General features: G+C 40.0%; 5 protein-coding genes. 2 read left to right on the top strand and 3 right to left on the bottom strand.

All coding sequences use genetic code 11. From position 1 onward, the window contains the following. Positions 1–119: 119 nt before the first annotated feature. From V7K89_RS11650 to V7K89_RS11640, 3 genes are all read right to left on the bottom strand, one after another. Positions 120–4,871: a PfaB family protein gene (locus tag V7K89_RS11650; RefSeq protein WP_335187242.1), complete on the bottom strand. Its 4,752-nt coding sequence runs from the start codon at positions 4,869–4,871 to the stop codon at positions 120–122. A 146-nt stretch (positions 4,872–5,017) separates the two neighbouring features. Further along, on the bottom strand, positions 5,018–6,733 hold the full coding sequence (locus tag V7K89_RS11645; protein WP_335187240.1) for an SDR family NAD(P)-dependent oxidoreductase: 1,716 nt from the start codon (positions 6,731–6,733) through the stop codon (positions 5,018–5,020). 118 nt (positions 6,734–6,851) lie between these two features. Continuing rightward, positions 6,852–12,323 carry a beta-ketoacyl synthase N-terminal-like domain-containing protein gene (locus tag V7K89_RS11640; RefSeq protein WP_335187238.1) on the bottom strand — a complete coding sequence of 1,824 codons (5,472 nt, stop codon included), beginning with the start codon at positions 12,321–12,323 and terminating at the stop codon, positions 6,852–6,854. A gap of 1,913 nt (positions 12,324–14,236) precedes the next feature. Here V7K89_RS11640 and V7K89_RS11630 point away from each other — a divergent pair. Together V7K89_RS11630 and devC are read left to right on the top strand one after the other, a co-directional pair. Then, a complete protein-coding gene (locus V7K89_RS11630; protein ID WP_335187236.1) occupies positions 14,237–15,445 on the top strand; it encodes an ABC exporter membrane fusion protein in 1,209 nt (402 codons plus the stop codon). Between the two features lie 74 nt (positions 15,446–15,519). Beyond that, entirely contained in the window at positions 15,520–16,698 is a 1,179-nt protein-coding gene (gene devC, locus V7K89_RS11625; protein ID WP_335187234.1) for an ABC transporter permease DevC, read from the top strand. Positions 16,699–16,904: the final 206 nt, after the last annotated feature.

Genomic DNA, 16,904 nt, shown 5'->3' with positions numbered 1-16,904 from the left:
CCTTCTCTACGAGAGGCTTCCGCCAACGCGTAGCGTCTCGTAGAGAAGACGCTAAGGGCGCAAAGGAAGAAATGAGTTAAGAATTAGTCAGTGCAAGTTTAGAGAATTGGTATGATTTATTAGGATTCGTCGTTAAGCAAGTTTTGAGCACAAGCTAGTTGCAATTGAATTATTTCGCTCATTTGTTGACTGTAATCTTGTCTAGCTTGTAAAAAGGCTGTGTGTGCTTTAGTTATCTTTGAATTATTAGCATTGAGCTTTTGATACTGGGTCTTATTTAAATCGAACATGCTGATGATGCTACTAATTTTTTTAGTTCTGACGGGTGGGGAAAAAATAGGAATCGGCTGTTGAATTGCGCTTGACTCAGAAGATTGTAATTGTTCTCTCGGTTCAAAAACGTTATCAATGATATTTTTTTGTTTGAGTTCTTCTAACTGAGGCAAGATGTTAGGGGAATAACTTTTTTGTTCGGTGATTTGGTTGGAAGTGTTAAGAGAATCTGTGATTTCAGATTGTTGGATATCAGGTATATTTAGATACTGTATTTTGAAACGATCGCTCCTAAGATCCCCAGCGAAATCTTCAACAAGTTTACGATTCTCTTCGCTCAAAATTGTAGCTGCGATCGCTTTCCCACCCAAGGTAACTGTTCTCAATGTCGCTTTATTAGAATTAGCCGTTTTTTGAAGTTTGCTATACAGTGGTGATAAATCTAAGTTCACCTGATGACTGAGTAGTTTTGCTAATGCTTTGACCATCGAAACATGGTCATCCATGCCTCTACGATTCAGAGAAACTGTGATATGTTCTTTGCTACCGAGAATTTTATCAATCCATCGTGAACAGACACTACCAGCGCCTGCTTCCAAAAATATGCGGACTCCATCACCGTAGACACGATTAACTAATCGTGGAAAATCAAGTTCTTGACACAATCCTTTGGCAATGTTGTGAGCGATCGCTTCACTTTCTACTGCAATTGGTTGATAATCGGCAGCAGAATAAAACACAATACCGGGGAGATTTTGCGATGGTAAGGTGTTTACCTTCTTGATTTCCTCGTACTGCGATCGCATCGCTTCACAATGTATCACATGGTCGAAGGGAGCGGGGAAAGCGTTACAACCTAAAGTTTGAATGACTCGTTTACAGGCTGCATCCTCACCAGCAATTAATACTTCTTCTGGTGTGTTGATTTGAGTTAAGTAGACGTGATTTTCATGTTTCAGGCATTCTCTAACTTGAGATGGAGTAGCCATGAGAACATAGGTATTCCAAAAATTATTGTTAGGTGAATCTGTTAATCCCCAATATTCACGTACAGCATTTTTCGGGCCGGATAACTTATCGCCAAACAGAGGAGATGAATTTAAAGTGTTACTTCCACCAGAAAAATTGCTCCAAACTCCTTGGGCAGACATCATGCTAGTTTCACCGAGGCTATAGCCAAAAACACATTGTGGTTTGACTTGGAAATCATCTCGAATAATTGTAGTAATCAGTCGAGAATAGGCGATTTCTGTTTCAAACATCGCTAGGGAATCATCTAGAAATTCTTTTTCCAGAGTTTCTAGTTGCCTGGTGGAAAATTTCTGCAAGCTTCGGGGATAAAGTCGCTGATGAATTTCGATAGCACGATTAGCAAGACTATTGAATATTGTGTCATCGTAGATTTTTGGGAATAAGCGGAAGAGATTCTGACCGATACCTACATAAGAATTGACAGCTGCCGGATAAACGTAAGCTAATGCTCCAGTTTTACCCAATGGTTTAGCTGTGAAATAGCTTCCTATTGGTGTTTGCCAATCTGTACCGTTCTCAAAGGCATTATTTACACCTTTGCGAGCAGATTCAATTTCTTTGAATAGTTCTTTTTTATTACGTCCTGTGATTGATAAGACGTATTTTGCATCAGAATGTCTTTCAAAATTGGCAAATGTTTGGCTAGCGGTAGCTGATAAAGAGGAACTTTCTTCGATGGTTTGTTGAAGATTGTTTAGTAAATCTGGTATGTTGGAGCGATCGCTAACTGCGATCGGGAACAGATGATAAGGTATTTGCTGCAAATACCTGTTGTCCCGTTCTTGTTGGCTGGGTTCTTCCGATAAGATTAAATGGGCATAACTTCCATCTATACCCATGCTATTAATTGCTGCTATTCTGCGTGTAGCGCCTTGATCGATAAACCAAGGTCTTGATTCCATCGCCACATAGAAGGGACTACCTGACCATACTTGCGGTGTTTTAACACCAGACCATTTGGGTGTGGCGGGAATATACCTGTAATAAAGACAGAGAGCGGTTTTGATTAGGCTAGCGATTCCCGATGCTGTATAGGTGTGACCGATATTGGCTTTGACGCTGCCCAATGCACAGTGCAAACCATTGCCCACTTTCGGATAAGCTTGCAATAAACCTGTGATTTCCGCTTCATCCTCTTGGGGAATGCCACTACCGAAGACTTCCACATAGTTAACCTCTGTGGGTTGAATATCTGCTATCTGGAAGGCTTGTTTACAGACATTGCTGATAATTGAAGCATCAGGTTTTACCAAAGTGTTACCCAAAGTAGAATTACTTTGAGCGAAACTCACTGCATCAATTACTGCATAGATGCGTTCATTCTCTTGTTTAGCAGCTTCGTAACGCTTCAGGACAACAGCACCTGCACCTTCGCCAACCGTCCAGCCATTAGCTTGTTGGTCATAACCCAACGTATTGATACCCGTATTAATCGGTGCAAATTGGTTGCGGAACAAGACATTTTCCACACCGCCTGCCAAATCTACTGCACCAACAACCACTGCATCTACTTCTCTAGTTGCGAGTAGCATTTGGGCAACTTCCAACGCCTTGAGAGCAGAATTTTCGCCAGCCGTCATGGTGAATGCAGGGCCGGTGAAATCCCACAAAGCAGAAATTCGACTTGCCATGATGTTGGCAATATGACTGACATATTCGCCGATTTCTACTGGGTGGTGAATGCTGTCTTTGACAATGGTTTCTAGTTGCGCCAGCTGTTCAGTAGGCAAAGAAATTTCTTGGTTGAGTAAGCCGTCCTTAACCTGCCAAGATAGGTTCCATCTTTGCTGTAGCTGATGCACAGAAAACTCTGTCTCAGCAGCGATAATAACTGCTACATTGCTACCCTCCTTTAGTTTCGCATCTTTAGCCGCGCGATCACTAACTTTCAGGAGCAACAATTGTTGTGGGTTTAATTTCTCTATTTCATTTGGTGGAATTTTACACGATAAAGTATCGATTTCAAAATCTTTTATGTATGCCCCTACTGGTGCTTTTCCATCTGTTAAACCATACTCTTTCAGGATACTTTCTTGATTTTCTATACCATGCCATCTTTGAGGCGGTAGAGAAGTAAAATGCTGTGTTCCATCATAAATACTACGTTCAAAAGCATCTAAACCATCACAGTTACCAAAAAAGGCATCCATGCCCACAATGGCAATTTTGCTAGGTGGAACAGGTGGAATTGATTCAACTGATTCTGTTGTAGTTCCTTGTTCTAAAATCAGATGAGAATTAGTGCCGCCAAAACCAAAAGCGCTAATAGCTGCTCGTTTTGTTGATAAGTTGTTATTCGGCCATGTCGTAGTTTTTCTAACAATTGTATCGGCGGAAATTGTCTTATTTTCCGAAGATAAAGGTTCAGTAACATTAATGGTTGGTGGAATTACATCATGAGACATACTCAAAATTACTTTAGTCAAGCCAACCATGCCAGCAGCAGTTAGCAAGTGACCAGTATTTGCCTTGGCAGAACCTACTAAAGGCGCAGCTTTATTTTCACCAAAGAAGGTTTCTACAGAGTTGACTTCAGTTGTATCTCCTAGTAATGTGCCAGTAGCATGACACTCTAAATAATCAATATTTTTTGGATTAAGATTTGCCTCATTATAGGCTCGCTCAAAAGCTAAAATTTGTCCCTTAGGATTCGGACTTAGTAGATGCTTGCCTTTGCCATCATTTGAAAGTCCATTACCACAGATGGTAGCGAGAATATTATCGCCATCTCTGATAGCATCAGAATATCTTTTCAGCATCACCATCCCAACACCATCGGCGGGAATTAATCCTCTAGAGGATTTATCTAAAGGACGACTGATATCATTTTCTGGATAGCCTTGAACACCAGAAAATAACATCCGCACAAATAGTGAATCTGCACTACTGATGGCTCCAGCTAACATGGCGTCAGCTTTACCAGACCATAAGTAATGAGATGCTAATTTAATAGCATAAAATGATGATGAACAAGCAGCATCTAGACAGAAATTAATCTCAGATAGAGAGAGGGCTTGAGCAATGATAGATGCTGGTAAGCCAGATATCATTGCATTGTACAAAGACGCTTTATTGACAGTTGGTAGAGTAGCTAAATCAAAGTCTTCATACTGCAAAAGTTCTTTAACAGCAGGGATAAGAACTTTTTGGTAAATGGGAGAGAATAATTGATTAGATAGTTTTGTCGGTAATGACAAATTACCTAAAATGATGCCACATTTTGAGAGAATAGTTTGATTCCCCCAATAACCACTCTGCACAATTGCTTGTTTAGCAGTATACAATGACCATTTGAAGGTGTTATCTAAACTAGCAACAAATTCTGATGGCAAATTGTATTCACTAGGATCAAACTGAAAGTTACGGATGTATCCGCCTTTGAGTGAATAGGTTTTGTCTGGTGTACCTTTAACTGGATTGTGAAAGATTGTCGGATCTACTCCGATTTCTTCGAGTGTTGCAGAGGATATCGAATCTTTTTGAGTAACAATATTTTGCCAGAATTCTTCTGGATTTTTAGCATCAGGAAATAGACAGGATAATCCGATGATAGCTATTTTTTCCACTATTTATATCCTTAAGGTTGGGTATTAGGCAAGAGATATTTAAAAGGCAGGATTTACGCTGTTCCCCAAACTTTCAAGACACGGTTGCTAAAGAAATAGCTGACGTATGAGGCAAAAGAGTTGCACAGAGAAGAAGTTAAAAATTACTAGTTTCTGAGTGATTTCATTGACCAAATAATTGCGTGGGCACCGAGCATACGCGAATATATTTGTCCTTGACGGTCATGTATGATAAAGTCAGCGATCGCACTAGTTGCTGTTTTCGCTTTCACTTCACAAGAAACGTAAAAGGGTTTGTTATGTGGTGTAGGTGCAAACTGTTCATATATTTCCACCTTCCCAGGTAAACAAGCTTCTTGATAAAAGTGCTGTGTCCAAATCCATAACCCGTGCATACTCAAATCAATTGTATAAGGATTGACCCATTGCACTGGAAATTGTCCTTGTTGCTGATGGCTGATTTCTTCCCAAAGGCATTCTGTAGTAATTTTTTCAGGGCTGATATTTAAAACTTTTTTGACTTCCTGAAAAGCAGGGCCATGAAATAATGTAGTTCCTCCATTTTGGTAAAAAGCTTTTCCGGTAGCGGTGATAATGTTATCTTGTTCTAAATTAATTGATTCATAAATGGGGGCAATGGGGATTTCTCGCTGGAGATTGAGTTGAGCGCTAAAATGGTAATGAGTTTTTCCTTCTGGGTTTTTACTCCAGATTTTTGCTTTAACTTCAATGTTTTCCAAGCTAACTTTGGAAATTTCTTCTATTTCTAAAGTATGTTCCTTTGCTAAAGATTCATTGAAAGTAATTCCTTTCAAAATTTTAAAATCTTTGTGATTGAACAATCTGTAACCAGGATAAAGTTGTTCACAGGTATTAATCATCCATGTCATTGCACAAGTTGCTGGTAAAACTGGAGAACCAGCGATAGTATGATCCAGCAAAAAGGGATTATCTGCTAGTGTGATTTGGCGACGGATACGATGGGTTCGTAGTTGAGAATCTAGTTCTGTCGCAACTGGAATCAGTTTGCTACCAATCACAACTTGTGTAGTTGCATGATTAGCGTTACCCATTTCTTTAACGAGCATTTGTGCCCCAGCTGCAATCGGAATTACTTCAATTCCTCGCTCTTGAAAAACTTTTTTTAATTCCGGTGTCACCATTCCACTATCCCAAGCGCCCCAATTAATCGCCACTACATGACATGAGGGATATTGTTGCTTGACGATATGCGCTGATTTATTGAGAATTTCATTAGCGATCGCATAATCAGATTGTCCGATATTTCCGTGAAATCCTGTTACAGAAGAAAACAAAACTAAATGCTGAAGTTGATTAGGGTTAATGCAAGCCAACAGGTTTTCTAAACCTTTAACTTTAGCGGTGTAAACTTTTTCAAAATCTTCTTCTGTTTTCTTTTCAATTAACTTATCAGCTAAGTTTCCAGCGCCGTGAATGATTCCTGTAATTGACCCAACATTAGCCAGCTTTTCTTGTAAAGCCTGCGTATCTGTAACATCAACACTGATATATTCTGCTTTCGCTCCTGTTTTTTCAATTGCTGCTAGGGTCTTTTTAATCTCGCGGCTGGAGGTAATTTTGTTATATATTTTTTGCACATTCATGGGCGTAGGCTTCTCCCCTTGGGAAAGAAGATTTTCCATGATGCATTTTTTCAATGCGGATTCATCACAATCTTGAGCAAAATCTGGCTCAGTTTCTAATAGTTCGGAGCGACCGAGGAGGATGAATTTACAGGGTTGCTGTTGGGCTAATCTGATAGTACACTCAGCCGTAATCCCTTTTGCACCACCACTCACGACAAAGACAGATGATGGACTAAGCTGGGCTGTTTGTGTCATAAATCCTCTGATATTAATTCGTAATTAAGACAAGTTGTTTTTTATCTCTTTCTCTGTGTCCTCTGCGCCTCTGCGGTTTTTTTTAAACTAACCACAGAGACGCACACAGAAGAAATTTTTAATCGGCGATGAGGGTGACTCGTCCTTGTGAGCCGTAGCCAACTTCACTGATATAAAGATTGGGGTCGTGAAGTTCGGCGATGATATTGTGTACTGACTCTTTAGCGTCAAGTCTGGGGCTTAGGTCGATCGCACGAGTGAATACTTTTGGCCATTCCCATCTCAGGGTTTTGGTTAATCCAAACAAACCAGCGCCGATCGCACCGAAGTTAACTTTGTACTCTAAACCGAAGGCTCCATCGAGATGAGCTACTGTGCAGAAACAACTACGTCCATGCTTTGCGGCTTCGTTTAGGGAAGGTTTGAGGTGTTTCGCCATCAAGAATACATGCTTGACGATCGCCTTTTCTTGTTCGTTATAAGAAACACTTCCAGTGTGATTTCCTACAAACATCGGATGGAGATGGATGAAGGCCCCAATCGCTCCGCAGTGAGATGCGATCGCTTGCAATTGTTGTTGAAGATGTTCTTCACTTAAGTTTGCTAAGGTAACGCGGGTTACTCCTGTGGGTAAGGGCGCTTGTTGGGCGATCAGCGATTGGGGGAAGCTGATAACTACTACTTTCCAGCCTTTAGCGATTAGGGATTCGGTTAATTTATAAGTGGTGAGGGAACCATCATCGGTGATTAAAGCGATGTGTCCCTCTGGTAACGTGAAATCCAAATAATCGGGTTGTAGTAAGCTTCTGAGTTTGACCGGATGACGTTGGATATTATGCTCTAATTCCGGTGGCTGCTGCTGGACAAACTCAGGCTCATACTTTTTTTTTTCACCTCCAGCTAACTGCTGTAGGTAATCGACTATTTGACCGATGGTGCGGAGTTCTCCGAGTTCTTCGATATTCGGTTTGGGTAAGTTGGGGTACAGTTCTTGCATCGCCCCTAAGATTTCTACCCGTTTGATAGAGTCAATCCCTAAGTCGGCTTCCATGTCCATTTCTAGTTCCAGCATCTCTACTGGATAACCAGTTTTATCGCTGGTGATGGCTAGTAGGGTTTGACCTAAGTCTGCAAATTCATCAGTTACAACTAGTTCTGTGTTGAATGCGACAACTATACTTGCTTCAGGTGAAGTAACTACCTCAACTACGGGTACAGTCTCTACTACAATCTCGGTTGGTTGTTGTACTTCGTGAATTGCAATTTCTACAGTAATACTTCTGGAAGCCTGGGATTGCAGATACTCTACAACTTGACCGATGGTGCGGAGTTCTGCCAGTTCTTCCACGTTTGGTTTGGGTAGGTTGGGGTACATTTCCTGTAGCGCCCCCAGAATTTCTACCCGTTTGATGGAGTCAATCCCTAAATCGGCCTCCATATCCATGTCCATTTCCAGCATCTCTACTGGGTAGCCCGTCTTGTCGCTGGTGATAGCTAATAGGTTTTTATCCAAGTCAACAACATCAATGATTGCGCCAGATACAGGTGCAGCAGTTATGGATGTTGGTTCTGGGGTGAATGCAACAATTTCATTGACTGGAGGTGAACTAATTTTGACTACAACCTCGCTTTGAGGTTCTACAACTGGGACAGGTGGCTCGGCTACAGGCTCTACTGTCTCGACAGTGGCGAAGTGGGGAGTGGGAAGTAAAGACGCGATTGATCGTGTCTCTGGGGATACAGGAGTTTCAACTACAGGCTCTATAGCAGCCGCGAGAGGTGCTTGGGTAACATTTAAGCCATTTTTAGCTACAGGCTCAGTTACAGGCAAAGGCTGACTTTCTACTATCTTGGTAGTAGGAGGTACTGGTGCATCAGTAACAGTTGTTTCTGTAGTGAAGGGAGTGAAATTGCTGAGTTTTTCTGGAGGTTGAGTTACTCCCTCACCAGAGATGATTTGAGAATACTCTTGCTGTATGAGTTGGAAAAAGTTTTTAGTATATTCCAACTGCTCTTGAAGATATTGTTCATGGATGCGTAGGGTTTCACCTTGTTGAGAGTGAAACTGCATCATGCTGCGCTCTAAGCTTTCCATGACAACTAACTTCATTTTGGCAGTTTCGGCTGTTGATTTACTTTCACTCAACAAAGAATTCTGCTGCTGCATCAGTTGGAAAAACGCTTTAGCATATTCCATTTGATGGTTGAGATAAGTACCGTGAACTTGTAAATTCTCGGCTTGATTTTCCTGGAACTGTGTCAGGAGATATTCTAAACTTGCTAAAAGTTGTTCGTAATTTGTAAGTTTTTCTGGCGTTGGTTGCATCTTAGATTCCTGGGCTGGTTGTGAAAGGGTCACAGGATTCATCTGTTGCTCTGTTTGGGTGATGAGATGAGAAGTCACACCGTTCATTGATGGGGTGGCGATTAGGGGTGTTTTATGATGTCCGTTAGTTTTTCCCACTGCAAGAGTTGGATCTGGACTAGTAAATAAAGGAGCCACATCAAAATATTCGGGGGTGGGATGACTCGGTGTCACAGTAGGTAATGTAACTTTGTGTCCGTTCTCCAAAGCTTGAGCGAAGGCATTTTTCGTTTTTTCGGATCTGTAGTTTATCCCGTTTAAACGGACATTTAATGTCTTCTTCGTCTCAATTGGGGGGATAGTTTGGGGAAGTTGGTAAGGATCGAGGTTATTCAAAGCCAAACCAATCACCCGCAACTGCACAACTGCTTCTCGTAAGCAGCGATCGCTATTCTTTTGAGTGCTGGGGTTCAAAGATACGGTAATATGAGGGCGATCGCCAAGGATTTCTTTGACCAAGTTGCTGAGAATTCTTCTCGGCCCAAATTCCACAAAGCAAGTACCACCTGCTGCATAGATATTTTCAATTTCCTGTTTAAACAGCACTGAATTAGAAAGGTGCGTTTCCAAGATTTTTTGAATATTTAGGGGTTCTTTGGGATACTGCTTACTGGTGACGTTGCTGTAAACAGGGATTTTGGGACTTTGGAATTTGACAGACTTGGTGGCGATCGCAAAGGATTTTTGAGCAAAGGCGATTAGCGGTGTATGGAACGCTGCTGATACAGGTAACAATACAGCTGTATATCCTTTCTGGTGTAAAGCGTCTCTGACTCTCGCTATTTCTGCGGTCGGTCCAGCCAAGACAAATTGAGTTGGAGAATTTTGATTAGCGATCGCAACTTGCGGAAAATGTCTGATTACTGCTTCCACTTTGCTGATGTCTTCTTTGACAGCCAGCATACTACCTGCATCATGATCCGGATCTTCGGGAGCCGCCATTGCTTGACCCCTAGCTTTCACTAAGAACAGGTAATCTTCCGTACTCAAAACTCCCGCAGCCCATAGCGCTGTCAGTTCACCAAAACTATGTCCCGCCACAAAATCTGACTTGAACCCAGCTTGTTGCAGAATGCTGTACATCCCTGCACTCAACACCCCAATAGCTGGTTGAGCGTATTCTGTGCGTTGTAAGGCAGCAATTTGGACATTTTTTTCTGCTTCTCCAAACACAGGATGAGGAAAAACGATTTCTGACAACGGCTGCAAATTATCTTTGAGCAACAGGCTATCCATATAACCATGAAGACGGCGCATCAAAGGGAAATTCATTACTAATTCCCGGCCCATCTCCAAGTATTGCGAACCTTGACCAGAAAATAGAGAGACAACTTTTCCGCCCAACTCCATACCAGAGGCGCGGTAATAAATTCCTTGGGGATGCTCCCAAGATGCTGCTGTTCCTTTGTGTTTCAGCCAGTCAATGCTAGTTTGCAGCAACTTGCAAGCTTCTTCGAGATTCTCAGCTACAAACCCAAATCTGGGAGCAGAAAGGGGAATTTGTGGCGATTTGCATTCATTGACTAATTGTGCATAGTGTGCGTGGGCATCTGGCGATACTCCTGCGGAGTCACTTCGTGAACGCAACTTACCTAAAATCTCTTCCGATTTGCTCAACAATTGCTCTACTGTCGGAGCAAACAACAGCACTTCACTAGCACCAGTGTGTAAGCGGTAAGCGTCGTTTTGGTCGGCTTCATATTCTTCCAAAACGACGTGATAGTTGGTTCCGCCAAAGCCAAAGGAACTTACACCTGCGCGTCTGGGTGCTTCCCCTTCTGGACGAATCCAAGGTCTGGTTTCAGTATTGAGATAAAAGGCTGAATTTTTAATGTTGAGTTTGGGGTTTGGCTCAGTAATATTAATTGTGGGCGGTAATACTTTGTGATGTAAAGCCAAAGCAGTTTTAATCAAACTCGCCGCACCCGCAGCCGCTTTTGTGTGTCCGATTTGTGATTTCACACTACCCAAAGCGATGTGCTGCTTTTTGCGATCGTGTTCATCAAAGTAGTCTTTTAAAGAACCGAATTCTGTCGGATCTCCAGCCATTGTACCAGTACCATGTGCTTCCATTAAGCCAACGGTAGCGGGAGAAAAGCCGGCATCTTCATAAGCACGTTCTAAGGCTTTGACTTGACCTTCTTTGCGGGGAGCATAAATGCTCTTATAACGCCCATCACTAGAAGTACCAATACCTTTAATTACGGCATATATTTTATCGTTGTCCCGTTGAGCATCTTCCAAACGTTTAAGGACAAGCATGGCGATACCTTCACCTAGCATCATCCCATCGGATTTAGCATCGAAAGGTTTGACATTTTCACTAGGAGAAACCGCCGGTGTTTTGCTGAAAGATATGTAAGCCATGATGGTGTTATCGGTATCAACTCCACCAGTCAGCATCATGTCAGAACGATGCTCAATTAGCTCACTAATCGCCATTTTTAAAGCACCAAAGGAACTAGCGCAAGCGGCATCAACTACACAATTCATCCCGCCAAAATTCAGGCGATTAGCAATTCGTCCAGCGACTACGTTAGCTAACATTCCAGGGAAAGCATTCTCATCCCATTTCACATAAGCGCTTTTGATTTTATCAACGATTTTTTGCGTATCTTCGTCAGATAAACCACTGCTTTTGAGTGCTTTTTCCCAAATCGGATATTCCAATCTTGCAGAAAGTGGCATTCCTAATTGCTTGGCCATAGCCACGCCTAAAATTACCCCAACCATCTCGCGGTTAAACTCACGTTTTTCCCCATAACCTGCATCTTCCATTGCCTCTTTCGCAACCACTAAACTTAATAGTTGCGATACATCTGTAACTTCCAAAATACTAGGTGGTATACCGAATTCCATCGGGTTAAAATCTACCTCTGGAAGAAATCCACCTCTTTTACAGTAGGTTTTATCTTCCGGAGTTCTGGGATTTGGATCGTAATAATCTTCAATGCTCCAGTGGGTAGAAGGAACATCCGTAATACAGTCAATTTTGTTTACTATATTTTGCCAGTATTCCCGCAAATTCCTGGCTTGAGGCAATAGAGAAGCCATCCCAACAATGGCGATAGGATTATGTTGTAATTGTCTGTTAATTTTGTTGATTGACACTGATTTATCTGACTTCATGTTTTTTTCCTCTATAGACCTCATCACAGCCTTTTCACAATTACTGATCAGGCTCTCTAACTCCGCTAAGGCAGCATCAATTGAATAAGCAGACATAGGGCATAGTTAGTACTGTGGATTGTGTAGCTACAGTAATTTCTGTTGCCTACTAATTAATGAAAATCTCTCATCTTGTAAAGCAGCTAGCTATCCTATCTGTGCTAAATGCTTATTTTGAAATCAACACCACACGACACATACTGCCTTGACAAAGCCTTAGATTTATAGGCGATTTTGGCACACTGCGATCGCGAAAAAATGTTATACAACGCTAGACTCTTGATATTGTGGCAATAGGTCAACCAATTTTGGATTTTAGATTTGCGTTAGTGATTAATCAGGCGTAGTTACGAGCATCTTTTAGATTTGTTTCATCCACAACAAATGGAGAATGAACCAAAAAAATTCAAAATTCAAAATTGGCACAGTCGATGAAGTCGTTAAAACTGGTAAAATAGTTTTGGAGTGTAACAACTGCTTGACCAGTGAATTCAATCCATTTGTAATAATAGAGATTTTGAGCAATGGTATCCTACTGGAGCGAAGAAAACTGAGGAGTAGCTAAGGAAACAGAAACGTTTTTTTACCGGAAATCGTTTGATTATCTAGGCTAAACACAGCAACATAGCTGATGTTATAACAACGTTCTGTATCTCAATAAATATCATAGCTAGTTTCAACGTCCGGATAATATATTTTATGGGATTTAACCCAGTAAAGTTGACAAGTTCGTTACAGAAAAGACACCGCCTTTAATCCGAGTTTAAGCAAGTTGAAAAAGTAATTAAACAATCGCTAGGTAATGACAACGCAGTTATCTTTAGTTATTTTTAATTTCAAAATATCAATTAAATAACTAGTTTGTTTAACCACTTTAAAGCATTGAATTAATAAAAACACTAACATACTTTACAGAAACTAAATCATTCCTTTAAAGTTATTTTATAAATAACCACTAATATAATTTTGAGTTAAACTCAGTATAAAGTATAATTTATAACTATATAAATATGTGATTATTTTAGATATTTACGGATTAAGCATAAATATTCTCTTGATTAAGCTAACACTACAAATCTATTGTTTAGTAAGTAACAATTCAATGAATACATAGATAAATTCAATAACTATAAGTATTATTTTTCAGAAAAGCATCATAATTGAGACAAAGTTTTTGGTTATTTTTTAATATAAGTCAATTTCAGAAACAAAGTAGTTATTTATAAAGCAAATATTAATTTTTAATATGTTGCTTGATAAACATAATATGGCTTAAATGAATCTTCAGTAAAAAGTATACATACATTTCATCTACGAACTAACCCGCTTTGCAAGTCCCTTATAGGGCTAATAGCTTAAGTAAGGGCAATTTATCAATTACCCCTACTAGAAATCGCTAGAAGAATGTCTCATATTACACAACCTTGCTCATAATAATCTGTTATTAATATCAAATCTGCTTAATAACGAACTATTTGTAGGTATTCAATTGCTAGACAATAGATTAGCGAGCGGTACATTTTTTCAGCACCTAATTTGATAATGATAAAATATTTTAGTGAGAGAATCAGGACTTATACAAATTCAATTAGTTGACAATAATCAACTTTTAGACCATACTTAATAACAAGTTTATCCAGGTTTTGATATTATTTTTTAGCGCTTAATTGTCCTTGAAAGTTAAGTTTTCTGAATAGCGCTATTGTATTTTACGCTACGGGATTAGATGACAAAATAGGATATAACTTAGGAAGCTTTGAAGTAACACGCCATTAATTTTCACGCCACAATAATAAGTTTGGGCAGTAAAAGCGTACAACAATTCATATAAAACCAATTTAGACCCATCCACTTGATTTAAGGTAGAAAACCTAGAGAAAAAACACTCTTGGTAGTTGGTGGATGAGTCTATTCTAATCGACTAAATATAACCAGGATATCCTCTAAAAAAGCAGAATTGGAATGAAAATATGGCAGTAAATAAAGAAAGTCGATTATTCACAAAACCCGTAGGGCGATCGCAAGTAATTTTAGCAGCTTCTCTGACTTTAGCGGCTGGATTAATCGCTTTCTATAGTTTGGCATCCTATTGGTCTAAACCTAAAGTTGTGACATCGCAAGCGATTCCTCCAAAAGTTGCCACGCCTGTAAAAGCTGCTGTGACAGCTTTGGGACGTTTAGAGCCAGAAGGCGAAGTTACTTCTTTGACTGCTCCTGCTTCTAATAATGGAGTAAGAGTAGACAAACTGTTGGTGAAAGAAGGAGATACGGTTAAAGCAGGGCAATTATTGGCCTATCTTGAAAATTATGGTCGTTCTAAAACAGCTTTACAACAGGCTATAGACCAACTCCAAGTTGCCAAAGCTAAACTAGCGCAGGTGAAATCTGGAGGTAAAACCGGAGATGTCGATGCTCAAAAGGCTGTAATCGCCCGGTTAGAGCCACAATATAAAGGAGACGTTGCCACCCAACAGGCGACAATCGACCGCATCCAGGCAGAAGTAGATAATGCTCAAGCTGAGAACGATCGCTATCAGAAATTATATAAACAAGGTGCGATCGCGGCTTCTGTAGCAGATACCAAAGCTTTGCAACTAAAGACTACACAACAGCAGCTAACAGAAGCTCAAGCCACCCTCAAGCGGACTCAAGATACATACCAAGAACAACGCAAGCAAGCACAAGCGCAACTCACCAGTATTAGTGAAGTGCGTGGTGTAGATGTTCAAGTAGCACAAACTGAAGTTAACAGTGCCACAACTTCTGTTCAACAAGCAAAAGCTGACTTGGATTTGAGTTACATCAAATCTCCTATAAATGGCAAAATTTTGAAAATTAACGCCAAAACCGGAGAAGTCATCAGCACCAGCAGAGGATTTGCTGAGATCGGTAAAACATCTCAAATGTATGTGATTGCAGAGGTGTATCAAACCGATGTTCAAAAAGTGCGTGTAGGACAAAAAGCCACCATTACCAGCACTGCATTTACTGGAACAATAAAAGGAACTGTAAAAGAGATTGGTTGGCAAGTTGACAAGCAAAATATCTTCAGCCTCAACCCTAGTTCAGATACAGACCGCAGAATAGTTGAAGTAAAAATCTCCATCGATAATCCCGTAGATAGTGAAAAGGTTGCTCGTTTAACTAACTTACAAGTGGATGTCGCCATTCATATTTAGTCATCAGCCATAGATCATTCACAAATGACCAATGACAAATGACAAATAACAAATGATAAATAATAAATAAATCCATGATTTTCAAAATTCCTTTAGCATGGCTACAGCTAGCCCAGCAAAAAGTTCGTTTACTAGTAGCTGTAGCCGGTATTGGTTTTATTGTGCTGCTAATGTTTGTGCAACTTGGTTTTCAAGATGCCCTGTATTCCAGTGCAACCGCAGTCCATCAGAATCTCAAAGGAGATTTATTTTTAGTTAGTTCACAATATAAATCTTTGACTTCAAATCAAAGTTTTTCGCGGACTCGTTTATACCAATCTCTGGGGTTTGATGGTGTAGAGTCAGTTAGCCCCATGTATTTGCAATTTGCCAAACTGAAAAATCCGGCAACTAGTGAGAAATATTCAATATATGTTATTGGTTTCGATCCAGGTAGACCGGTGATGAACATTCCAGAAGTTGAGAACAATTTAGACAAACTCAAAACTCCTGATGTTGTGCTTTTTGATCGGGGTTCTCGCCCAGAGTTTGGCCCAATAGCCGAAAAATTTAATGCGGGAGAGACTGCACAGACAATTGAAATATTTCCCTTCAACTCATTAATTGGTTATAGAGTAAGAATTGGTGGCTTATTCACATTAGGGCCTTCTTTTGGGGTAGATGGTAATTTACTTGTTAGTGACTCAACTTTCTTGAGGATAAATCCTAATACTCGTCCAGCAGATATGATAGATATTGGTTTGATTTCCCTCAAACCTGGTACTAATGCAGACACAGTACTGAAAAATTTACAAGCAAGTTTGCCTAATGATGTTCAAGTTTTTACACGCCAAGGCTTCATTAATTTTGAAAAAACATATTGGGCTGTCAGAACACCCATTGGTTTTATTCTTAACTTGATGTTAACAATGGCTGCGGTTGTTGGTGTAGTTATTGTTTATCAAATTCTTTACAGTAATATTGCTACACAGTTCATTGCTTACGCCACTTTAAAAGCTATAGGTTATACCAATAGCTATTTACTAAATGTGGTATTTCAGCAAGCTTTGATTTTGGCAATATTAGGTTATATCCCAGGATTTATTACTTCTGTATTATTATATGATTTTGCAGCAGAAGCAACTAAATTACCAATACTTATGACTGCTAATAATGCGGTAATTGTTTTAACTTCAGCAGTTTTAATGTGCATAACATCAGGAGCACTTGCTATCAACAAACTCCGCTCCGCAGATCCAGGAGATGTTTTCTAACTAGTTCATGGTAGCAAAATAATCAAGTTATTTTGCCATGATATAGACTGATAGCTAAGTATAAATGCAGTCTCTCCACAGAAGATTTTTTCTTATACCAATTTTAGATTTTAGATTAAAAGTATTTACCAAAATTCCAATTTGGTGTTACTTCCAAGTCTTTTATCTAAAAACTCAAATTCACCTATTTAACAATAATTTCGATT

Origin of the sequence: Nostoc sp. (assembly GCF_036917515.1) — a bacterium.
GTDB lineage: Bacteria > Cyanobacteriota > Cyanobacteriia > Cyanobacteriales > Nostocaceae > Nostoc.
The sequence above is the reverse complement of the archived record's forward strand: the minus strand, read 5'-3'. Positions and strand labels throughout refer to the sequence as shown.